The sequence below is a fragment of the Burkholderia sp. Cy-637 genome (assembly GCF_011753175.1).
GTDB classification, from domain to species: Bacteria; Pseudomonadota; Gammaproteobacteria; order Burkholderiales; family Burkholderiaceae; genus Burkholderia; species Burkholderia gladioli.
Window position 1 is genome coordinate 1 of record NZ_VWWC01000079.1, and the last position, 22,856, is coordinate 22,856.

Genomic DNA, 22,856 nt, shown 5'->3' on the forward strand with positions numbered 1-22,856 from the left:
GGCCGGCGTGCTGCTCGATCCGCTGGCCGGCGCGCTGGCCCGGCTCGGTTTCGACGCGCCGCGCATCGTCTCGGTGACGCGCCGGCCGCTGGCCGACTGCGTGGCCGACGCGCGGCGCGAGCCGCGCCCCGATTCTCGACACGACTCACGACACGACCCACGAGCCGACGCGCGTTTCGACGTGCCGCCCGTGGCGCTGTCGGTCGCCTTCGGCGACACCCGCATCGATTGCACCGTGGCCCTCGGCACCGCCGTGCTCGCGACGCTCGACGCGCTGATCGCGCGCACGGCGAGCGAGCCCTGGCGCACGGCGTTCCCCGCGCTGACCCTACCGGGCAGCGCGATCGTCGGCACGCGAAGCTACGCGGTCGACACGCTCGCCGCGCTCGAACACGGAGACGTGCTGCTGCGCTGCCTGTTCCCGACCTTCGACGCCGCCGCGTTGCAAGGCGCCGCGCCCGATGGCGCCGCGCCGCGCGTGGTGGCCGCCTGGGGCGCCCGCGGCCATGCGCGCGTGCATGCCGGCGCGGCGCTCGACGGCCGGTCGCTTACCCTTACTCAGGAGTGGTACATGTCCGACGAACTCGATTCGACACGCGCCGATATCGGCCTGGCGACGGATCGCCCCGACGAACCGATCGTGGTCGGCGCCATCGAGCTGCCCGTGCAGTTCGAGATCGATACCGTCGCGCTGCCGCTCGACCAGCTTTCCGCGCTCGGGCCGGGTTACGTCGTCGAGCTGCCGGTGCCCGCCGCCGACGCGCAGCTGCGCCTGGTGGTGCACGGCCAGACGGTTGGTTTCGGCGAGCTCGTGACGGTGGGCGAGCATCTCGGGGTCCGCATCATTCGCATGGCGCATCGGCATGGTTCAATTCAGTGACATTACCGGGCTGCTGCTGGTCGTCATCGCGATCAGCCTGCTGCCCTTCGTGGCGATGGTGGTCACCTCCTACGCGAAGATCGTGGTGGTGCTGGGCCTGCTGCGCAACGCGCTGGGCGTGCAGCAGGTGCCGCCCAACATGGTGCTGAACGGCATCGCGATCCTGGTGTCGATCTACGTGATGGCGCCGATCGGGATGCAGGCCTCGAAGGCGCTGGAAGGGCAGCAACTCGCCTCGCAGCCGTCGCAGGCCTTGATACAGGCGTTCGGCGCGGCGAAGGAGCCGTTTCGGGCGTTTCTCGTGAAGCACACGGCGGAGCGGGAGAAGCGCTTCTTCCTGCGCTCGGCGGCGGTGGTCTGGCCCAAGGAGCAGGCGCAGCAGTTGAGCGAGAACGACCTGATCGTGCTGGCGCCCTCGTTCACGCTCTCCGAGCTGACCGATGCGTTCAAGATCGGCTTCCTGCTGTATATCGCCTTCATCGTGGTGGACCTGATCATCGCCAACGTGCTGCTCGCGCTGGGCCTGAACCAGGTCACGCCGACCAACGTCGCGATTCCGTTCAAGCTGCTGCTGTTCGTGGTGATGGACGGCTGGTCGACGCTGATCCACGGTCTCGTGATGACCTACAAGTAAGGAGTCTCGGACATGGATGTCGATTCGCTGATCCGGTTTACCACGCAGGGCATGCTGCTGTGCCTCACGGTTTCGCTGCCGCCGGTGATCGTGGCGGCCGTGGTTGGGCTGGGGGTGTCGTTCGTGCAGGCGATCACGTCGCTGCAGGACCAGACCTTGCCGCAGGTGATCAAGCTGATCGCGGTGACCATCACCATCATCGTGGCGGCGCCGGTTTGTTGTGCGGCGGTGCTGCATTTTGCCAACCAGATGATGCGCACGGCCGTGCCGCTTTGATCGGGAGACGTGTTTCATGGCTTTGAATCGAACTCCCACCATCCGCTCGCAGACCACGGCGGCGGCGGATCAGCTGCGTCGCGCGGGGGATGCGCAGCAGAATGCGTCGGCGAAGGAAGGAGCCCGGCAGGCGCAGCGGGCGACCACCTATAACGGCACCTTGTTCACCAATACCAACCAGGCGCAGAACAACAACCAGGGTTCGAGGAAGTTCGCGAGCCTGCAGCGCAACAAGCGGCGGGCGAATGAGCGGGCGCGGCGGAATTCGGCTCGGGGTGCCGGCGGCGACGATGAGGGTGGCGGGGACGTCAAGAACAACGACATGGATGCGCTGAACGGCGGCCGGGGCGGTGGCGGCGGCCGTGGAAGGGAACAGGAACAGCAGGACGATACGCAGATCGAGGCGGCGGGCGGCAACGGTGGCGCTGACGCCCAGGCGAGCGGCGGCGCGCGGCCGGCTTCGGCGCAGGCGGCGCCCACCAGCCATCTGGATGCGATTGCGGCGAAGTTCGAGACCGGGCATGAAATGCAGCGCGCGGAAGCGGTGCGCAATGCCTGGCATGAGTCGATTCGGCAGTTGTTCGAGACGGCGGGGAATAGCGAGGCCGGGCCCTGGAATGCGAGGTTGAGTGCGCTGATCGTCAATCTGCTGCAGATCGAGATGAAGATCGGGTCGGTTGGCGCGGGGGGGATTTCGGCGTTGAAGGACTTGGCTCAGCATGCCGGGAAAGGGATGGGGAGTGAGTCGTTTCACCATATCCTGCCATTGGCCATGCTCAGGGCTTCTTATCAGGCCGGGAAGGCTCGGCGCGAACGTGGCGGGGCGATTCAGCAGAGCGTTGGCGCGGGGATTGTGGCTCGGTCGAGGAAGAAGGCTTCGGGCGGGGATGGGGAGAAGTAAGTAGGTGGTAGTGCTTGCTCGAGGGGCGCCATTGCCGGGGGGGATATGCCCGCCTGGCTTGGCGCCCCTTTTCAGTTGGATCGGCGTGGTGACCAGCCGGCCCATCGCACTGGCCAGTTCAGCTGATAGGCCGTCACTGGTCTCCTCGATCACCTTGCGCTCATGGTTGATGTAACGCAGCCCGTTGGGCGCCAGAACCGGCATGCTCATCCACGGCGACAGCCCACAGAACCCTGGCCAGGCATCTAGCGGCTGCATCGTCCAGAATCAACAAATTCGTCGTCGCATCTGGACTAGTGGAGATCGCACCTTGCAGGTAATCCCATGAAAACCCTTCTTCTCATCGCCGCGTGGATTCCGGCTGTCGCCTTGGCGGCTCCGCCGAGATGCGAGAGTTGGCCGATCGACATGGGATTGGTACATCTAAAAAACGCCGGAATGACAGACCCGGCCAAGCTCGACGAGTCCAGGACCAAGGCCAAACTGATCGCGTCGGAAAAGGTCGGCAAGGATTTGTACCGACAGGTTTACGACATCACGTATCGGGAACGCACCGGTAATACGATCGAAATCATCACATCCAGCGAAGCCTCGTCTGAAGAGTGCTCGATGAGCAGTGTCGACGTCTACGTCGTCTCCAGGAAGATCATCGGGCAGTAGCCGCAATTCATCCGGGAGCGTTCACTTCTCCCGGAGGCGATCTCCCCACCTCACGATCCGCCCCACTCAGCGCCAATAGCCGAAGCTCGGTGACTCGCCCAGCCAGGCTGAACGACATCCATCCGCCCCGTTCTCGGCTATCGGCGCCTTGCCCATCTCCCCATTAGGGCAGATATATAATCAGCCACCAATTCAAGCGCTTAAGAGCAGTCCATGGACCCACGCTGGCAGGAATTGACGCCCGACGAACAGAGCGACACCCCGCTCTATCTCCAGCTGGCATCGCGAATCGAAGCCGCCATTCACGCCGGCAGTTGGTCCGCGGGGGAAGCACTGCCGTCCGAACGCAGCTTGTCCGAATACGTCGGCGTATCGCGCATCACCGCGCGCAAGGCCATCGCGGTGCTGGCCGAACAGGGTTTGATCCGCCGCGTTCGCGGCTCGGGCAGTTTCATCACGCCGCGTGCCAGCGGCCCGCTTTCTCGTGTGATCGGCTGGAGCGAAATGCTGGAGCAGCGTGGTTTCAAGCCGGAATCCGTCTGGCTGGATCGAGTCCTGCGCGTGGCGAATCGCGATGAATCCATGCGACTAGGCTTGATGCCCGGTGCGTCTGTCGCTTGCTTGCGCAGACTGCGACGCGCGGATGGCGCCGTGATGGCACTGGAGCAGTCGGCGCTGCCCGTCGCGATCGTCCCGGATCCGTTGGCGATCGACAACTCGCTCTATCGCTATCTGGATGCGCGCGGGCAAACGGTGGTCTGCACCTCGCAACATTTCCGCGCGGTGAACGCGGACGAGGAGGTGGCCAGCTTGATGGGCGTTGCGCCGCAAACCGCGTTGTTGGTGATCACGCGAATCGGATACTCGGCGAACCAGCGCGCGATCGAACTGACCGATACTTATTGTCGGGAGGATTACTACGACTTTGTGGCGGATCTGAAGGAAGTTTAGTCTGGAAGCGAGCGTTCACCGGTTCTGAGGAATCGTTCGAGGGTTCTCGAGCCAGGTAGCTGCGTTCGTTCTGCCATCAGACTCTCCTACCCAGCCTTCGGCCTTCGTCTTCGGATCATTCGGATACTCGCCGCGCTGCTGAGCCAAGATTGTGTCTCCCCAACCAACTGGCGTGTCAGCACGAGGCTCGGCGTAGAGGTCATCCGATGCAACCGCCGAGATCTTCTCGATCTCGGCAGGCCAAACCGGATTGCGGCACGTCGCGTTCGCGAAGGCCCGCATGACGGTAAACACCAAAATCAGCGGCATCATCAACAACCGGATGACCACCGGTGCGCGCATCCCGAAGCTGTATAACGAAAACAAAAACGACTCGCGGAGTGTTTCGTGCTGCGTATGGAACAACATGGGCTTCGGCAAGCCATCCGGGCCGTCACTCATGTACATGCGCCAGTAGTTCCATTGAGCGAGCGCCATTTCGACCTGCCGATTGCCGGTCCATTCCCGGCCGATTGAAAACACGCGTGTGACATTGCCGTGTTCATCGACGGTGTAGTGACGGATGTGGAAAATCGTGCCCCACGAAGTGTTCTCGCGATGCAGGCAGAAGATCGAGTCTTCCGTCCATGGGGCCTCCCAGACGACATCGCCGTCGCCGGGTTTCAAGGAAAATCGACGTGCGCGGATGGAAAAGAGCTTGCGTGCTTCACGGTGGAAGCGGATCGGGCGATAGCGCAGCCCAAAGAAGAGGCCGCGCCCTAGCTTCCAGACCAGTGTGCCAAACAACATGACAAAGATAGCCGCCAAACAATCGAATACAAACATCCAGAATGCCGGCGCCGGATTTGAATGTGTCATGACGTAAATATATGGACCGATTCCGATGCCAAGAGTCGCGACCATGATGCCAGTGACGAACCACTGCTTCTCGAGAAAAGACGGCTCAATCACATCCATAAAGGTAGAGTTCAGACCAAACGTAGAGCCAAAATCCTGCACGTTCGGTCCCACGAACCGAGTGATCGACAAACGATGCGCCAAGTCCCATTCCGGCACCGGTCTGCCGACGCAATTCCTAAGGACGCGCTCATCCATCTCTCCGCCTGTCGCAATCAATCATTTTCTGTATTCCAAGGTAAATGCCCTCAATCCGCTATCGGCAGCCTGGGACGCGCGGACGGCCAGTGTAACTTCGCGGCGCATCGACCTTACGCCATGACGAATAGTTCGTTTAACTTCGCAATGTCTGAACTAGACGGACGACATTGGAACCATCGTTTCGGTCGAATCACATCAAGCTCGATGTAGTTACTCAAGCGACGAAATCAACTGAGCTCCGCACTCCGTCAGATCGTCGTGAAAAGCCACGCGCGCGCCGTGGTGGCGCCGATTATTGCCTTGCGGAACGATCCGGAACTGCCCGCCGCACTTTGGACATTCCGTCAGATGCCCCTCGAGGGCAACAGGAACGCCCAACGCAGTTAGATCGTCACTCGCGGTGATGACTTCGCCACCGTGAGTGGTCTTGTCATGCAAGCGAATGACGCCACGCCCGTTTTCGTCTCTCATCAGGCTCTCCGTTGTATTGACATGCCGCTGGAACCTGCCCGACCCACCATCAAGTCAACCGTCGCTCTTTGGCGCGACGCCGCTAAACGTCTTCGGATGCCGAGCATCGACGCAGATTCGGTTCCGGCCGGAAAATTCGAAAACGGTTGCATATCGTCCCCCGTTGCCTTCATCGAGAATGCCGTAAGTCAGATCGGGCTTCTCCAAGGTGAGCGGGCCGTAGTCAGCAAGCGCGGGATCTTCCGAGTGTGCCACGTAGATGAAACGCACCCGTACGTGTTTTCCTCCCGGTTCTTCGTAGGCGACATATCCGCAAACGAACGTGCGTTTATAGTCGGGCGTTGAACTTACCCCATGCAAATCCGGAGTGATTTCATACAAATCTGAAAATTCGATGTTCTTGTCGTGGCTCAACGCCGACTCGACCGCCTCTTTCGCAGCATCGTATTTCGCAAATGCGCTCGACGTGTAGCTGCCGCACAAGACAAGCGCGACGAACAAGCTCACGACGAAGTTTTTTTTATCATGCGATGGCTCCTGGCGAACGGTTCATGCTAACTCCGCACCGTCGCGTGCTTAGCTTTAGGACTAGGGTTGTCGAGCCAGGATGCTGCGTTCGCTCTCCCATCGGGTTCACCTACCCAGCCGTCTGCCTTCGTCTTCGGATCATTAGGATACTCACCGCGCTGCTGCGCCAATACCGTGTCCCCCCAACCAACCGGTGTTCCAGCCCGAGGCTCTGCGTAAGGGTCGTCGGAGGCAACTACGGAAATATTCTCGATCTGGCCAGGCCAGACCGGATTGCGGCACGTCATGTTCGCGAAGACCCGCATGACGGTGAACACCAAAATCAACGGCATCATCAGCAAGCGAATGACCACGGGGGCACGCATCCCGAAGCTATATAGAGAAAACAAAAACGACTCGCGTAGCGTCTCGTGTCGTGTATGGAACAGCATGGGCTTCGGCAAACCATTGGGGCCTGCATTCATGTACATGCACCAGTAGTTCCATTGCGCGAGCGCCATTTCGACTTGCCGCCGACCAGTCCACTCCCGGCCAATCGAGAACACGCGGGTGACATTACCGTGCTCATCGATCGTGTAGTGACGAATGTGGAAGATCGTGCCCCACGACGTGTTCTCGCGATGTAGACAGAAGATCGAGTCCTCCGTCCAAGGGGCTTCCCAGACAACATCGCCATCGCCAGGCTTCAAGGAAAATCGACGCGTACGTATGGAAAAAATCTTGTGCGCTGCCCGATGAAAACGGATGGGACGATAGCGCAAGCCAAAGAACAAACCTCGGCCAAATTTCCACGCAAGAAAGAGAAACCCAAGAGAAACACATACCGAAAAAACATCACCCATCGAATCCGCCGCATCCGAATACTTAATATGCGTCAGCCAATATATATACGGCCCAATCCCCACACACAGGAATGCAAAAACAACCCCAGAAACAAACCATTGCTTTTCAAGAAATGATGGCTCAATCACATCCATGAAAATAGAATTTATGCTGAATGTCGAACCGAAGTCCTTAACATCAGGCCCGACAGCTCGATCAATCGACAGCCGATGCGCGAGATCCCACTCGGGCACTGGTTTGCCAATACACTTCTTCATGGCACGCTCATCCATGGATCAACCTCCTGCTGCCGAGTTGAACGCCTCAAGCTCGGCCTCGATCGAGTCGTAATGTTCCCCTTTGCTGAACCTGCAACGAGAAACCCAATCTTTTAGCGCCGACGCCTTAAAAATTGCAATCGCAATACCAATCAATATTGAAACTATCAAAGCAGGCCAAAACAAAGGAAGGCTAAGAAATGCAGCAAATGCGACATATGCGCCTAAAACTCCGCTCCCGATATAAAGCCACCCCAATTTCTTCTCGTGGTTTCTGAATGCTTCTGGTGCATTCTTGAAGATGTCGTATCCAGCCAGCACAATCCCTGCGGCGGCCCCAACACCACGCCCAATCTTCGCCCCGAGCTCGGCCCATTCACTGGCACCCGCCCACTGCTTCATGATGAACGCCGACAGAGGATGAGCCGGCGCCTTCAGCACGGTTTCCGACGTAGTCTCAATCACCGTCCCGACAATCGAAACCACCGCCCCAACCGCCTTCAAACCAGTCTCCCCTTGATTGAACTGATCGCTACCGGCCCAATCCTTCGCAGCGAAGGTCAACGTCGCCATCTGGAAGATCACGGTCACGACGCCCAGATTGAACTCCCGCGCCGAGCCAAGCCACTTCTTGGCGGTATCCACACCCGGAACCCTCACCGCCTTGATCGCGCTGGCCTCCAGTTTCCCGTCCTTGACCAGCGCGTCGACATCCATCTCATAAGCAACGACATTCGGATCGCTAGGCGGCGCCGCCTTGATGACCTGCTTCCCGACTTGAGTGGCGGCCGAACGCTGCTCGGTTCGATCTCCATCCAGCTTGACGCCCAACTCGCGAGCTTGCTGCAAGGCCCAGTCGCGAATCGCCAGCTTGCTGACTTGCGACGGCTTGATCCTGACGCCGGACTGTATCGCCAACCGAATGGTCACATAGGCAAGCGCGGCGCCTCGCGAAGTTCTCGTGAGCACGCTGACGATCTGATTGGCCGTGGTCACGATGAGTCGGTCACGCAGATTGGCGGCATTGCCAAGATCCTTCACCTTGTCGAACGCCTGCTTGTACAGATTGAGGAAGTTCTCGTACTGGATATCCGATCCATGCACTTGCGCATCCGCTGCCTTCATCAAGTCATCCTGATTGAACATCAGCGCACGCGCATAGACGTTGCGAATATTCGACGCCTGGCCGCTCAGCCAATCGTCGAGCACCTTGATACAAGCCTCCGTTCCAGCCGCCGCACCGATTGCCTGGGCGCAGGACTCGCTGTACGCGTAGCCGCTGCGCAGGTCATGAGGGTCATGAACGCCAGCCATCCACTCGGCAAGCAGCTGTGAATGAAGCCAATCGGCATGCGCTTGCACGAGCGGCTGCCACCTCGGCTTGAAGGCGTCGAGCGCTTGTTGATATTCCTGAGGAAACCGCTTCAACGCATCTTCGTCGAGCACGCTGGTTCGCTTTCCATCGGGGCCGATCTTGTAGGCGGCCTCCTCCCACGCATCGTTCGCCGCACTTTCCTGCGTCGCCGCAACGTTCTGCGTCTTCTGATCTTCTTCCTTCAACGCCTGATCCAGGCTCCCCGTCTTGATCCAGGTGCGGACCACGTGGAAAAAACCGACCGCGTCCGGTGCAAGTGGGGCGCCAGCCTTCATATTGGCGGCGTTTGCGTCCGCGATGGTCTTCGAGACGCCATAGGTCAGCCCGGTCACCGCCTTGGCGTTCCCCCGAATGCCAGCCTCGGCACGCCCGATCAACTGCGCCGATGTCCATTTCCAGTAGATCTGCTCATCAAAACCGTTGTTCAGGTTCGGCACTGTCAATTCGGCAAGATCGTTGGTCAAACCGACGGGATCGTTGACTGCGATCACAAATCCTTTTTTGTTCGGCGACTCGGCCATCGCGTCGGCGATTCGTTTGGCCACGTTGCGTTGCCGCAAGCGAATTTCATCCTTGGCCACGCGGTTGCTGAAGCCGAATGCGGCTTTCATGGCATCGGCATCCATCGCGAAATGGGCAATCCTGCCTTGCGACGCCTGGAATTCAGCGGTATCGGTTGCACCGCCGCCCATCATCGCGGGAACGCTGATGCACTGCATGTGCAGCTTGCGCCAGGCCGCATCCTTGATTTTGTTGAACACGAGGTCCTTGGTCCATCGTACGTTCGACCAACCGATCCAGAGATTGCCCGCTTCGTCGCTTCCGGGCGTGTGTTCAATGCTGACGCAACGCCCTAGCGATTCGAAAGCCACATCTCCACGCCTGAGACAACCCTGCGTCTGCCCACCCTCCGCGTCAGGTGGCGGCGGCGTCACATCCGGACGAAAGCTCCACAGAATGCCGTCGTCGAGCACCATGTAGGCGCTCAGCTTATTCCGTTTCTCGTCGTACGTGTACAGATATCCGGGGCGTACCGCGCGCAGCGTGTACTTGGCCGTGCCAATCGATTGCGGCGCGCGGCCATCAATCCGGAAATTGCCGGACAGGCCCGGCGCCTTGGCCGCGCCGCGCGGGCAGGCAATGGCATATCTCACGGGGTAGATCAGCAGCGACTGGCGATCGCATAGTGGACAGCCTTTGTGGGTCTGCATGGGTTGATCCTCGACATTCCATCGATACGAAAAGACGGCCGCTAGCCGATCACGAATTCCTGCCTCAATGCTCGAACCACTTCATCGACAAGCGCCTCAGCCGTCATCGGCGCTTGCTCGGCGGCAAGACCAAGTGCGCGATCCAGCGCGGCCGGCAGTTCCGCCGCCTGCTCGGCCGGCAACACCGGCAGTCGCTGGACAATGCGATCGGCTATCTCGCTGCGGTTGATACGAGGCCACTGCTCAGGCCGTGGCCAGGCGGACTGTTGATCAATCGACGACCCGCTTTCCTCATCCGGCCCGAGGCAGGACCATCGATAGCCCGCCCACGCGAAATGCCAGGCCTTCGACGGCCCGAGTAAGACTGCACGTTGCAGCGGATCGAGCACGGCGAGAGCGAGGCTCAGGACGCGTGGGTCGTAATACCGCCAGAACACGGGCTTGCCGCCTTCCCCCGGCCCCACCAGGTGCCGCGCGATATGCTCGACGAGCGTATCGGCATCCACGGGAGAATCGATCCAGACACAGGCGACGGGCGGCCTGTCAGCCTTGGCTTCTTCTTTCCAGCGCTCCGTCGCAATGCGTTGCGCCTCGGGATCAAGCTCGCCGATATCGAGCAAGCGCGGCATCAGCTCCTCGCGATGCGACAGGGCACGTGGCGTACAAGCCCGCATATCGAGCGAGGCCAGATCAGGCGCATGCTTCAGCGTGGCAGGTTCGACAAGCAGAAATCCCGTCGCGAGAAGTTCGGGACAGTCGAGCTCGGACAGGATCGACGGCGACAGCGTGTTCACTCGAGCGTCCATCATGAGAGCGCAACCGAGGCTTCGCCGGTGCTCGCCGCACCGTCCGTCAATTGAGAGCACAATTCCGATCCCGGGAATTGCGCGGGGACGCTTTGCGGGCCAACCGTATCGTGGCTACCCGCGTGGATTTTGTTTTCGCCGGGTGTGTAGCCCACGATGCCCCTTGCGCTGACTTCCAGCTGGCTGTTTCCCGCCGTCAGGCGAATGCCCTGCTTGGCCGTGATGTTGATCCAGTCCGTCGTGCTGATGATCGCGACGACCTTCTTCGCCAGCAATTCCAGCTCGTCGTTTTCGGCATGCACCTGCACCTTGCCGCTCGCCGCGATCAGCTTCATGCCCATTTTGTGCACGAACAGCGAGAACCGATCCGATACGCTGGCGAGCAAGGATTTGCCGGCCGCGATCGACACGCTGTCGCCGGCCGTGACGGCCACGTGCTGCCCGCCGGCCAGGTGGGCTGTAGCAGGCGTCGTGAAGGCAATACCGGCAGCGCCCGCCAACAGCAGTTGCGCTTCGTTGAGTTCCGGAAAATCGCCGCTGCTGCCGTTGCCGGTCGCCCCCGCGCCCTGGATGCCATCCACTTGCGACTTCAGCGCATCGACGACAGGCGCCTGGCCCGAGCCGCTGTCCTGCGCCTGATACTGCTGCGCGAGCTTGCCGAGCTGCCCATGCAGCGTCTGTGCCTTGGTCAGGCGCGATACCGGTTCGCCAATATCGGAAAGATGCCCTTGCGCGGCGGGACGCACCTCGGTACTGATCACCATGCCCTTGCCGGTCCGGATCGCGCCGACTTCATCCGTGCGCAACTCGAAGCCTTCGCCCCGGGCGTCCTTGCGTCCTTGCCAATCCTCTATGCGGGTGATCTTGCCGAGCGACAACTGGCTGGCCGCATGATCGGAGCGCAGCTGTGCCTGGATGGCGTTCGCCGTGTCGTCGAAGATCAGGTGATTGCTGCGGCCCGAGGATGCGTTGCCGTCGGCACCGCTCAGCTCGCGGCTGCGGATGCCCATCAGCGCGTTCTGCTCCGGCAGCTTCCACGACGGCACGTTGCGCGCGTTCATCACGCGCCCCGTGATGATCGGATGATCGGGATTGCCATCGAGCCATTGCACGATCACTTCGGAGCCGATGCGGGGCAGCGCCGCGAGCCCCTGGGCACCGCCGGCCCATCCGCTGGCAACGCGCACCCATGTCGAGTAGTTGCCGTCGCGGTCCCAGTGGAATTGAACCAGGACTCGGCCGTGTTCATCGGTGTGTATGCTGGTGCCGGATTGCCCCACGACCGTCGCGGTCTGCGGCGCGAAAATCTTCGTGTCGACGCTGTTGAAGCCGCGGCCGGGACGCCAGGGCGCAGTCTTGGGAACACAGGTGAACGCGTTGCGATATTCCGCCGGAATCCCCGCGTCCTGCAGATAGTTGTTGGTTACCACGTGCCGGACCGAGACGATCAGGTATTCATCGTCACGCCGATTGCGGCTCATTGCCGAGCCGTAACGGTCGGTGAGCCGAAACCAGCGCCCCGGTTGCACGAAGCGATTGTTCCCTTCCGCATCGAAGCGCTTGATCGTGGCCTCGATCTCGTCCATCCGGCGGTTGACGACCTGATAGCCATGATCCATGTTCCGATAGCCGTAAGCCCCGGCGTATTCGTTCCATTCGAGTTGCGGCAGCGAGGCCTCGGGATTCGCCAGGCTCGTTTGCACGTTGGTCGGTGTCGGCGCCTTGAAGTCGAAGCGGGATAGTTGCGCGTGCGTGGAGGTCGTCTGCTGGAAGGGAGACCAGCTCAGGATGCTGTCCGATTCTTCCGCCCCCATGCCATTGTGAAAACGAATTTCGTGAACCTGGCCGTCGATCGTCGGCGCGGGGCGAGTCGGATCGGAAACGACCAATTTATGCGACGTAGCCGTGTGCTCGTACCAATAGACGAAGCCCGCGAACTCCCAGCGTCGATGAACGTAGTTGTGATCGTCTTCGTCGAACTGGCAGGCCATCGTCATGCGAGGATCGTCCTCGCCGACCTGCCAGGCCCATTCGGGCAGGACACCGTAATTCTGAAAGACTGTTGCCGTCTGGTCGTGCAGGTTCTGATCGAGGAACAGGCGATTGTGCTGGCTGTACTTCAGGTAACGTAGCCAGGGGCCAATATGCGCCTCGTAGAACACCCAGCCGCCATCGGTGCGTATGTGCCGGAATGCAAAGATATAGCCGTTGAAATAGCGCTGGCTACCGTCGCCGCGCATCAAGCTAGCCGTCACGCGCTTGCCGATGAAGTCTTTCGGTTCGAGATGATCGTTGTCCGACAGGATTTCCAGCCGGTAAGCGAAATCCCTCGACAACGCCTCGACTGCTTCGAATTTGTTCGGCAGCAGAATCTCGGACGGCGCGTTATTGTCCGGGAAGCCGACTTGCAGTTGTCGATTATGCTGCGGGCCCAGCGCAAGGTCTCTCAAAGCTTGTGCGGTGTTTTGCATCGTTCTTATCCCCAATTCGGGCGCTAGATGCAGCCGGGCCACCCGTGCGCCCTAATGCACGCAAAAAAAGGGGCTTATCAAACTTAAACTGGTCGCGCCCGGCGTGCAGCAATATCTTTGCACGTATAACACAAAGACCAGCATTGGCCTATCAGCAAAACTGGCAGGGCATTGACGAAAAACTCATCCCGATTTGCGGTTTTCATGGCGTCTCTCCTGCCTTGTCGCCGAGGGACAGGCGGAGACAATTCCAATAATGGCCAAGCCGGATAAACAGCCGGCTGGCTCCGCATCGTCTGCCTGTTCGATTACACCTACCTCGGACACGCTCATCGCCGACTCGATCGGCATATTCTGCAAGGCATGCAAAACGCGACAACATTACACACAAACTGAATTGCAAATACTTGGAGAACATTCATCGTTCCAACATGCAATGTCGCAATCCGTCTCGCTTATCCGGGAAACCACCCCGGATAAGCGCATCACCTCCCATATCACCGACAACTAAAACTCCCCGCCGAATTCACATCCCCCGAGCCGTTATATCTGGCCACCTGCGGATACGGGCACAGCGGCCGCGTGCGCCCCGCGCCCCATGAAGCCGGCACGTCCGCATTCGGCACCGCATTCGTCGCGTCGCGAGCCACCGCGACGATCGCCACCGGCGCCTGTCCCTGCTCCACCCACGCCACCAGCGGCGTGAGCATGTCGAACTGGTCCGCCGCCGGCCCGCCCGAACAGTGGTTCATCCCCGGCACCGGATAAAAGCGCACGAAATCCGCCGCACTTCCGCCGTTCGCCTGCGCCACACGCTCGTACCAGTCCCTCGTATCGTCGAACGAGAACACCGGGTCCCCCGTGCCGTGATAAACGAACATCTTCGCGCCGCGCGCCTTCAGCGCGGAAAGATTCGTCTCGTCGGGCGGCGTCATGAACGACCATGCCGATTGCGTATACGCGCCGTTCGTCGCGAAGATCGCCGGCGCATCCGCATCCATATCGAACCCCAACGCGAACCCGGCCAGGTTCGCGAGCGTCGCGGCGCTTTTCGGCGGCGTCATGAAGGTGAACGCCATCGCGGCCGGATCGAGCGTGATGGAGTTCGACTGCTTCCACGCCGCCCAGCCGCTGCCCGCAATGCCCGGATCGTATGGAAAGCCCGCATAGAGCGCCGTCCCCGCGCTGTTGCGCGCGCCCGCGAACACATTCTCGAGCGCCGTCTTCTGCTCGCTCGTCAGGCATGCCCCTGTCCGCGCACCGCCAACGCAGGTCGGAATATCCGTCTCGACACTGAAATGCGCCTGGCAAGCACTGACGTCCTGCACCATCCCGTCAGCCACCCCATCCAGCGCATCGCATTGATCGAGTATCCTCGCCCCGACAAACTGCCGCTCCGCCGCATTGAACCCGCTGCCAATATCCGGCAAGACATTCGCCCCTGTCGCCGACGCGATCCTGGCGAACTGCTGCGCGCCATACATCTCGCCGATCGCCGCCTTCGGCAAATGAAAACCCGGATCGCCCGCGATGATCCCGTCGTAGTCACCCGCATTGCGCACGGCCGTCACCATCGCATGACGCCCGCCGTTCGAGCAGCCGTCGAAATAACTGCGATCGGGTGCCTTCCCGTAAGCCAACCGTATCACCTGCTTGGCCATCGGCGTGAGCGCATCCACGGCGGCGTAGCCGTAATCGAGCCGCGCCTGCGGATCGATGCCGAACAGCGGGTTCTGCGCGGCGCCATGCCCCGAATCCGAGCTGATCACCGCGAAGCCCATGTTCAGCGCATCGTTCAACGGTCCGCCGCCGCTGATCTCGCCGGTCGCGGTCACCACGTTGCCGTCCAGCCCGCCGTTCGCCTGGTAGAAGAAGCGCCCGTTCCATGCCTTCGGCAAGCGCATCTCGAAGCCGATCGCATAAGTCTGTCCATCCACCGGGCTCACGCGCTCGTTCATCTTCCCCTCGATCACGCAATGCTCGGCGATCGGCTTGCCGGCCACGGTCAGCGCGCCGGCCGACGCGGTGGTCACGGACGTGAACGCGGTATTCGCGTAGGCGAGCTTCGCGGCGAGCGCATCGCAGCTCTGCGCCATCGCGGCCGGCGTCGCAGCGCCCAGATGCGAGGGCGCGGCGTTGGTCGTGCCATCCCCACCACAACCGGCAAGCCCGACCACGAACAGCGGCGATAAACATAGGAATGCATATTTTCCGTTCAAGATATCCCCCTCGTCTCAAGCTGCCGGATCAGAACATGTGCTTGACGCCGACCATCGCGCCGAGCTGGCCCATTCCCGCGCCGGGCGTCGTGCCGGCACCGCCGCCGCTCACCGCGTAGCTCGCGTGCGCGCTGTTCCACAGATACGAGGACTGCGCGTAGACCGAGGTCCGCTTCGACAGCAGATAGGTCGCGCGCAGCGTCGCCATCGTCGCGCGCGTGTCGTGCGCCGCGTTGACGATCCGATATCCCTCGCCATCGACGATGAAATCGGGCTTCACCGCATACGAGGCACCGAGGAAGAAAAGATCCGAATGCGCGCCGGCCACGCTCGGCGAACCGGTCGACACGCGCCGCCCGATCCATCCCGCGCCGACTCGCGCGCCCGCCGCCTGCACATAGGCGCTCACCTGCACGCGCGCGTCCTTGCCGCCGCTGCTGGTGAGCGCGGCAGGCGTCACGCCATCGAAGAAGTTCGCCGCCGCGCCGGTGCCGCCGCGCTGCTCCTCGTACGAAGCCGCCGCGCCGAAGTGCGCGCTGTCGTACTTCAGCATCACCGACATGTTTCGGCATTCGACGGCATTGCCGGGCACCTGCCCGGCGCAGGTTCCCTGCCCCGGCGAATTGCCGGTGCCCGCGCCGTCGCGACCGAACGAATAGGCGGCGCCGAGCGTCACGCCGCGATAGCTGCCGATATAGCTCACGGCATTGTCGGCACGTCCGTTCGGCACATAGGCATCGAGCGAACCGAGTCCGTAGATGTCGGGGCCGATGATGTCCGCGCCCTGCAGCGCGAGATAGGTCATCGTGTACTGGCGGCCGAACGCGAGCGTGCCGAAGCCGCCCTTCAGCCCGACGAAGGCCTGCCGCCCGAACAGCCGGCCGCCCTGGCCGAGATCGCCGCCGCGCACGTTGAAGCCGCTTTCCAGCGTGAAGATCGCCTGGTATCCGCCGCCGAGATCCTCGCTGCCGCGCAGCCCCCAGCGCGAGGGCAGTTCGCCCGTCACGGCCGGCATCCGCACCACGTGGTCGCCGGCCGCGTTCGCGTGCGACACGAATTCCACGCCCGTGTCGATGATGCCGTACAGCGTCACGCTCGACTGCGCGTGCGCGATCGGCGCGACCAACGCGCAGCCCGCGCCGGCGGCCAGCAGGCCGTTCCTGATGTGCTTTTTCATTTGCTTCGTCTCCATACCTTGAATAAGCGCGCTCTGACGGCACGCATCGGAAAAACGGAACAGCTCAGTCGGCTGCCTGCGGACGACGGATCAGCAGCAGCGCGGCCACGGCCGCCACCAGCGTGACGGGGATGCTCGCGCCGATCACGATCGGCGCGCTGCGGCCGGCGGCCAGCAGCGTCGCGGCCGCCAGCGGCCCGACCACGGAGCCGAGCCGCCCGACCGCCACCGCCGCGCCCACGCCCGTGCCGCGCATCGCGGTCGGGTAGTAGATCGCCGCCAGCGCATACAGCACCGACTGCCCGCCGATCACGAACATGCCGGCCGCGAACGCAGCGGCCGCCAGCGAGGCGAAGCCGGGCGCCGCCGCCAGCGCGGCCAGCGACAGCACGATCCCCGCGTACATGCCACCCACCACGCGCGAGGCACGCATCCGGTCCAGCGCCGCGCCGATACCGAGCGCGCCCAGCCCGCCGCCGACGTTGAACGCCACCTGCACCAGCCCGACGTGCGCGCGGTCGAGCCCGCGCGCCGCCATCAGCGACGGCAGCCAGTTCAGCAGGAAGTAGAGGACGATCAGGGTGCAGAAGTAGCTGATCCACAAGGCAAGCGTGGCGCTCGCGCGGCCGCCGCCGAACAGCGTGAGGGCGACACTCGCTCGCGCGGCGCGGGTGCCGGCCACGTCGAGATAGGCGCGCGATTCCGGCAGCAGCACCGCCAGCACCGGCACCAGCAGCAAGGGCCCGGCGCCGCCGACGTAGAAGATGTGCCGCCATTCGGTATCGCCGGCGAGCAGCACGCCGATCAGCGAGGCGATCACGCCGCCGAACGGAATCCCGCAGTACATCGCGGCCACCGCGCTGCTGCGCGATCGCGGCGGCACCGCTTCGGACGACAGCGCGATCAGGTTCGGCATCGCGCCGCCCAGGCCGATGCCGGTCAGCACGCGCACCACGACGAGCATCGCGAAGCTCGAGCTCTGCGCGGTGGCGATCGACAGCAGCCCGAACAAGGCAACCGAGGCGATCAGCACGCGCTTGCGCCCGATGCGATCGGCCAGCCGCCCGCCGAGCATGGCGCCGGGCAGCAACCCGAAGGTGCCGGCGCTGAACGCGATGCCCATCTGCGACACGCTCAGGCCGAACTCCCGCGCCATGCGCGGCGCGGCAACGCCGACCGACTGCAGGTCGAGCCCCTCGAGCAGCGCGATCGCGAAGCAGAGCGCGAGCGTGGTCGCGACCGCCGGCTTTTCGGCAACGTAGGTATTCATCGATGTCTCCAATCCATGTTGTCTCGTGGTCGGCGCGCCTTGCCGGGCGCCGCGGTTTTTTATCAGGCAGCCTGATTCACTGGCCGTAAAAAAGCCTGCCGGTCGCGTGGCCGGCAGGTCCTTGTTGTCCGTCCAGGACCGCGCTCAGGCGCGAATCACGTCGGGATCGTCGCGCGCCGGGTCGTACAACGCCTCGATCGCCGCCGCGCGATGCTGCTGCACGGCCGCCTGGTTCAGCGACCCCTTGTCGGTCACCTCGCCGAGATCGAGCGACGGCGGGCGGTCCATCAAGCGAATGCGCGCCACGAAGGTCGCTCCGCCGCTCGCCTGCCGATTCAGTTCCGCGAGCCAGGCCTCGAAGGCCGCGCGCACGGCCGGCGCGCGCAGCACCTCGGCGGCCGGCGCGTCGGCGGCGAGCGCGGCCAGCGCCCGGCAGGCATCGAGGCGCGGAAACACCAGCAGACCGATATCGTCGCGATTGATCCCGGTCACGACCACATCCTGCACATAGGGCGCGCCGCTCGACACGGCCCTCGCGCGCAACGGCCCGACGCTGACGAAGGTGCCGCTGCTCAGCTTGAAATCCTCGGTCAGCCGCCCGTCGAACTGCAGTCCGAGTTCCGGCCGATCGGGATCGGCGAACACCGCCGCGTCGCCGCTGCGGTAATAGCCTTCCTCGTCGAACACCTCGCGCGGATCGACCTCGGCGTGCCAATAAGCGCGCATCACGTTCGGCCCCTTGAAGCGCAGCTCGAGCTTGCCGCCGCTCGGCGCGAGCTTCACGTCGCAGCCGGGCGCGGGAAGCCCGATATAGCCGGAGCGCATCAGCGGCCCGGTCGTAAACAGGCAGGACGGCGAGGTTTCCGTCATGCCCAGGCCCGCCATGATGCGAATCCGCTCGCCGCAATGCGCGGCGGTCACGCGATCGAGCCGGTCCCAGGCGGCTTGCGAGAGCCCCGCGCCGCCGAAGAAATACAGCTTCACGCGCGAGAAGAACGAATCGCGCAGCGCCGCGTCGCCTTCGAGCGCGGCGGCCAGCTCCTCCCAGCCCTTCGGCACGTTGAAGTAGATCGTCGGCGCGATCTCGCGCAGGTTGCGCACGGTTTCGTCGAAACGGCCGGGCACCGGGCGGCCGTCGTCGATATACAGCGTGCCGCCGTTGTACAGCGCGATGCCGAGGTTGTGGCTGCCGCCGAAGGTGTGATTCCACGGCAGCCAGTCGACCAGCACCGGCGGCTCGCGCCCGAGCTCGGGCATGGTCTGGCGCAGCATCTGCTGGTTGCTGCACAGCATGCGATGCGTGGTGGGCACGGCCTTCGGCTGCCGGGTGGAACCCGAGGTGAACAGGATCTTCGCGAGATGGTCGGGGCCGATCGCGGCATGGATCGCGTCGATGGTGCGCGGCGCCGTGGCCAACAGGCGCGAGAGCGGCAGCGCATCGCCGGCGGCATCGGCATCGCGCGCCACGATCAGCGTGGCATCGGCCGGCTTGGCCGCGTCGAGCGCGCGGGCAAACGCGGCGCGCTCGGCGACGAACACCGCGCCCGGCCGCAACACGCCCAGCGTGTGGCGCAGCTTGCCGTAGTCGGTCGAGACCAGCGAATAGGCCGGCGAGATCGGCGCATACGGCACGCCGGCCAGCATTGCCGCGAACATCAGTTGCAGATGCTCGAGATCGTTGCCGGACAACACGGCGAGCGGGCGCGCCGCCGACAGGCCGAGATCGACCAGCCCCTGCCCGATCGCGCGCGAGCGCTCCAGCATCTGGGCGTAGCTGATGCCGATCCAGCGGCCATCGTCGCCGCGGCGCGCCGCCAGCAGCCGATCGGGATGCGCCTGCGCGCCGCTCAGCAGGCGGTCGCTCAGGCGCGCGGGGTAGTCACCGAGCGGCTCGCGCGCGCTCAGGTACCAGCTGCCGTCTTGCGTGCGGCGCATCGCGGCGGCGCCTTCGGCGACCGCCGCCGCGCGATAGCGCACGCCGTCGTCGGCACGTGCCGGCGCGGGCTGCGATGGGTTCATCGTCGCGTCGCTCATGTCGGACCGTGGCACGGCGTGGCCTGCATGGCGGCCCGCTCCGGCCCGCTGGATCCAGCGTTCGACGCGCCAGCGCGCGCCTTCGTCTCGCCGATCCGCATTCGTCTGTCGGTCATCTCGTCTCCTGCCTTGTCTGTCCCGTTTGCCGGCTTCAGCGCTTGTAGGCCTGCAGGCCGGGCTTGATCGCCTTGTCGTCGAGGAACTGCTTGAGGCCCTGCTCGCGGCCATGTTCCGGGTCGCGCAGTTGCGCCTGGTCGAGCTTCGCGTACAGGTAGTCCTCGTTCTGCTCCCAGGTGAGCTCGCGCGAGCGCTTGAAGCCGTGCTTGGCCGCGCGCAGCACGACCGGATTCTTGTCGATCAGCCGCGCGGCCAGCGCGATGGTCGCCTCGCGCAGCTCGGCGAGCGGCACGCTACTGTTCACCAGGCCCATCTCGGCCGCCTCGATGCCGGTGAAGGTATCGCCGGTCATGATGTAGTGCAGCGCGCGACGATGCCCGACCGTATCCGCCATCGCCTTGCTGACCAGGTTGCCGGGCGGGATGCCCCAGTTGATCTCCGACAGGCCGAACACGGCCTCTTGCGCAGCGATCGCCAGATCGCAGGCGACCAGCGGCGAGAAGCCACCGCCGAAGCACCAGCCGTTGACCATCGCGATGGTCGGCTTGCCGTACATGCGCAGGCGGCGCCATTGCCATTCCGATGCGTCGCGCCGCACCTTTTCCTGCAGCGCGTCGGAGCCGCCGTCGATCTCGCGGAAGTATTCCTTCAGGTCCATCCCGGCCGTCCAGGCGGCGCCGGCGCCGGTGAGGACCAGCACCTTCGCCTCGTCGTCGAATTCGATCGCGTCCAGGACCTGCAGCATCTCCTGGTTGAGCGTCGGGCTCATCGCGTTGCGCTTGTCGGGACGGTTCAGGGTGACCCAGGCGATGCCGGCCTCCACCTTCACGTCCACGGTCTGCCAGCGCTTGTCGTACTTGCTCATAGAAGTTCCTGTCGTTCGTTTTCGTGCCATGACGCACGCAGCATCCCTGCTGCGGACAGCTCAATTTAATATCAGGCTACCTGATATTGCAAGCAGCACGAGCGCAGGTGTAAACCCGGAGCGAAACGACAGGAAGCAGGGATCGATCAGGCGCCGCGGCAGCGGCGGCGAATGGGGAACAGGCGGGTCAGGCCGCGCGTTGCGGCGGCAGGCTCAGCCGCGCAGGTTGCGCGCGAACAGTTCGAGCGCGCGCTGGACGTGCACGGCATCGTCGGCGGAGACGTCGCCGAGCATGCGCGTCTCGAGCGGGCGCAGTACGGCCTCGCACTCGCGCAGCATCGCCGCGCCTTCGCCGGTCAGCTTCAGCAGGATCACGCGGCCGTGAGAGGGATCGGCCTCGCGCGTGACGAAGCCACGGCCGGCCATCACGCTCATCACCTCGTTGGCCGATTGCGGCGTGATGAAGGAGCGGTCGGCGAGCTGCGCATTCGACAGGGCGCCGCGCGCCTCGAGCACCGACAGCGCCGTGTATTGCGCGAGCGTGATGCCGAGCGGCGCGAGCGCGTCGGTCATGTGCCGACGCAGCAGCCGATCGAGCCCGCCGATCGCGTAGGTCAGGCGCTGCGATACGCGCGCCTTCGGCTTGTCGCCCGGCGTGGAGGCGGCGGATTTCGGATTCGCGGACTGGGCGGGGGCGGACTTCATGGCGCGGGAGGGAGGAAATGGCGGTGATTCTAGCAGCCCGTCGCGTGCCGGGCGGCAAGCCATGCACGCCTCGCTACCTCTTGTTCATACTGATGTGCTGTAACGTTGCCAGCTAGCGCCACGACCTTTATTTGTTTATCAACATCCGCTCGACATTTGCTTGTTCGTCGACGCCCTGTCAAGACTGACCGGCAATCACAGAAGCACGACGCTCTCGCGCATATTCATGCATGTTGACAGGTGTTGTATCAAGGACGCGTGTAACCATTGCAGCAAGGAAACGACCGGGCGTGAGCTCTTCTGGTGTCGCATCTTTACGGATCGTTACCTTCGGCAATCGAGCGATTTCACGATCAACATCGGACGTCGCAACGAACGCCGGCAGATCTTCATCTCCGTCTAATTCAAGCCCAAGCTCGGGGACACCTTCCGCATGTCTTTCCTCTCCCGTATCTGGAATTTCGGCACTGTCAGCATATTCCATCAAGACGAGACTAGTAGCGTGGTACGCATCGTCCTCGCGACCAAGCTTAGCCAGCAAGTCAAATAGCCACGCGGCAGTACGGGGCTCTTTTTGCAAAATGTCAGAACGCAGTCCAAACACAAAACCAAGAGCAGCAAGCGGATGCCTCAACCTCAAATTCTTCGCATCCCCGTAAGATTCCTCGATTCTATTCGGAGCGTTCTTACCGTAGGAAGAGTCCATACGTTTCGTTGAAATCAGTAACTCAGGGCCTGTAGCCCAGTCGGTAATAATGACATCAACTTGCTTGAGGTAGTTCTTTCCAAGGATTGACGCACTGGATGAGGTGACGTCACGAATAGATGCCGCATTAGTAATGCGCTCCGCCACGGCATCGCCCATCTTGCGGGGCAATTCCTTCAGCAATGCAGCAACTGGGGCGGGAAGAATACGTGGGTGCACCGGTCGCGGCCAAGCCTGGTCTCTACCAAATCCAGCTCGTCGCAATTCATAGCTCAGCCATACGTCAAGAGCAAGAGCCGGCACCCCAGATTGAGTCTCTGCTTTCAAATAAAGAGGCACGCCCAACAATAGCGTGAGCGTGTCATAGTCAGGTTCAAAACGTAACACTCCGTTTGAGCTCT

At 62.9% G+C, this 22,856-nt stretch carries 20 protein-coding genes; 6 read left to right on the plus strand and 14 right to left on the minus strand.

What is annotated here, in order from left to right; genetic code table 11:
* The 6 genes from sctQ to F3J10_RS20295 form a co-directional block, all read left to right on the plus strand.
* Window positions 1-880: type III secretion system cytoplasmic ring protein SctQ (gene sctQ, locus F3J10_RS20270; protein WP_167242859.1), on the plus strand; the 880-nt coding region annotated here is incomplete at its 5' end.
* Entirely contained in the window at window positions 864-1,514 is a 651-nt protein-coding gene (gene sctR, locus F3J10_RS20275; protein WP_013689081.1) for a type III secretion system export apparatus subunit SctR, read from the plus strand. The genes sctQ and sctR, both read left to right, overlap by 17 nt.
* A gap of 12 nt (window positions 1,515-1,526) precedes the next feature.
* Window positions 1,527-1,790: a type III secretion system export apparatus subunit SctS gene (gene sctS, locus F3J10_RS20280; RefSeq protein WP_013689080.1), complete on the plus strand. Its 264-nt coding sequence runs from the start codon at window positions 1,527-1,529 to the stop codon at window positions 1,788-1,790.
* A 16-nt stretch (window positions 1,791-1,806) separates the two neighbouring features.
* Window positions 1,807-2,691 (plus strand): hypothetical protein, encoded by an 885-nt coding sequence (locus tag F3J10_RS20285; RefSeq protein ID WP_025097500.1) that lies wholly within the window; start codon window positions 1,807-1,809, stop codon window positions 2,689-2,691.
* 324 nt (window positions 2,692-3,015) lie between these two features.
* The gene (locus tag F3J10_RS20290) at window positions 3,016-3,351 is read left to right on the plus strand and encodes a hypothetical protein (protein WP_167233403.1); all 336 of its coding nucleotides are present in this window, start codon (window positions 3,016-3,018) and stop codon (window positions 3,349-3,351) included.
* A 213-nt stretch (window positions 3,352-3,564) separates the two neighbouring features.
* Window positions 3,565-4,302, plus strand: coding sequence for a GntR family transcriptional regulator (locus F3J10_RS20295; protein WP_167242860.1), 738 nt, complete (start codon window positions 3,565-3,567; stop codon window positions 4,300-4,302).
* A 15-nt stretch (window positions 4,303-4,317) separates the two neighbouring features.
* On the opposite strand, the gene F3J10_RS20300 is transcribed toward F3J10_RS20295, so the two are convergent.
* The 14 genes from F3J10_RS20300 to F3J10_RS20365 all read right to left on the minus strand — a co-directional run bounded on the left by F3J10_RS20300 (window position 4,318) and on the right by F3J10_RS20365 (window position 22,842).
* Window positions 4,318-5,397 carry a DUF6708 domain-containing protein gene (locus F3J10_RS20300; RefSeq protein WP_167242861.1) on the minus strand — a complete coding sequence of 360 codons (1,080 nt, stop codon included), beginning with the start codon at window positions 5,395-5,397 and terminating at the stop codon, window positions 4,318-4,320.
* A gap of 213 nt (window positions 5,398-5,610) precedes the next feature.
* Window positions 5,611-5,871, minus strand: a complete 261-nt coding sequence (locus F3J10_RS20305; RefSeq protein ID WP_167242862.1) for a PAAR domain-containing protein — start codon at window positions 5,869-5,871, stop codon at window positions 5,611-5,613.
* Window positions 5,872-5,925: 54 nt separating this feature from the next.
* Window positions 5,926-6,378, minus strand: coding sequence for a hypothetical protein (locus tag F3J10_RS20310; RefSeq protein WP_167242863.1), 453 nt, complete (start codon window positions 6,376-6,378; stop codon window positions 5,926-5,928).
* Between the two features lie 47 nt (window positions 6,379-6,425).
* Window positions 6,426-7,514, minus strand: a complete 1,089-nt coding sequence (locus tag F3J10_RS20315) for a DUF6708 domain-containing protein (RefSeq protein WP_167242864.1) — start codon at window positions 7,512-7,514, stop codon at window positions 6,426-6,428.
* A gap of 3 nt (window positions 7,515-7,517) precedes the next feature.
* Window positions 7,518-10,085, minus strand: coding sequence for a T6SS effector BTH_I2691 family protein (locus F3J10_RS20320; RefSeq protein WP_167242865.1), 2,568 nt, complete (start codon window positions 10,083-10,085; stop codon window positions 7,518-7,520).
* Window positions 10,086-10,126: 41 nt separating this feature from the next.
* Window positions 10,127-10,879 (minus strand): DUF4123 domain-containing protein, encoded by a 753-nt coding sequence (locus F3J10_RS20325; RefSeq protein WP_345791227.1) that lies wholly within the window; start codon window positions 10,877-10,879, stop codon window positions 10,127-10,129.
* Window positions 10,880-10,890: 11 nt separating this feature from the next.
* The gene (locus F3J10_RS20330) at window positions 10,891-13,362 is read right to left on the minus strand and encodes a type VI secretion system Vgr family protein (protein WP_167233409.1); all 2,472 of its coding nucleotides are present in this window, start codon (window positions 13,360-13,362) and stop codon (window positions 10,891-10,893) included.
* 497 nt (window positions 13,363-13,859) lie between these two features.
* Complete coding sequence (locus tag F3J10_RS20335) at window positions 13,860-15,581, minus strand: tannase/feruloyl esterase family alpha/beta hydrolase (protein WP_167242866.1); 1,722 nt, start codon at window positions 15,579-15,581, stop codon at window positions 13,860-13,862.
* A 28-nt stretch (window positions 15,582-15,609) separates the two neighbouring features.
* Entirely contained in the window at window positions 15,610-16,758 is a 1,149-nt protein-coding gene (locus F3J10_RS20340; RefSeq protein ID WP_167242867.1) for a porin, read from the minus strand.
* 64 nt (window positions 16,759-16,822) lie between these two features.
* Window positions 16,823-18,028: a 3-(3-hydroxy-phenyl)propionate transporter MhpT gene (gene mhpT / locus F3J10_RS20345; RefSeq protein ID WP_167242868.1), complete on the minus strand. Its 1,206-nt coding sequence runs from the start codon at window positions 18,026-18,028 to the stop codon at window positions 16,823-16,825.
* A 144-nt stretch (window positions 18,029-18,172) separates the two neighbouring features.
* Window positions 18,173-20,062 carry a feruloyl-CoA synthase gene (locus F3J10_RS20350; RefSeq protein WP_167242869.1) on the minus strand — a complete coding sequence of 630 codons (1,890 nt, stop codon included), beginning with the start codon at window positions 20,060-20,062 and terminating at the stop codon, window positions 18,173-18,175.
* 151 nt (window positions 20,063-20,213) lie between these two features.
* Window positions 20,214-21,044: a p-hydroxycinnamoyl CoA hydratase/lyase gene (locus F3J10_RS20355; protein WP_167242870.1), complete on the minus strand. Its 831-nt coding sequence runs from the start codon at window positions 21,042-21,044 to the stop codon at window positions 20,214-20,216.
* 213 nt (window positions 21,045-21,257) lie between these two features.
* On the minus strand, window positions 21,258-21,749 hold the full coding sequence (locus F3J10_RS20360; protein ID WP_167242871.1) for a MarR family transcriptional regulator: 492 nt from the start codon (window positions 21,747-21,749) through the stop codon (window positions 21,258-21,260).
* 178 nt (window positions 21,750-21,927) lie between these two features.
* Window positions 21,928-22,842 (minus strand): hypothetical protein, encoded by a 915-nt coding sequence (locus F3J10_RS20365; protein WP_345791228.1) that lies wholly within the window; start codon window positions 22,840-22,842, stop codon window positions 21,928-21,930.
* Window positions 22,843-22,856: the final 14 nt, after the last annotated feature.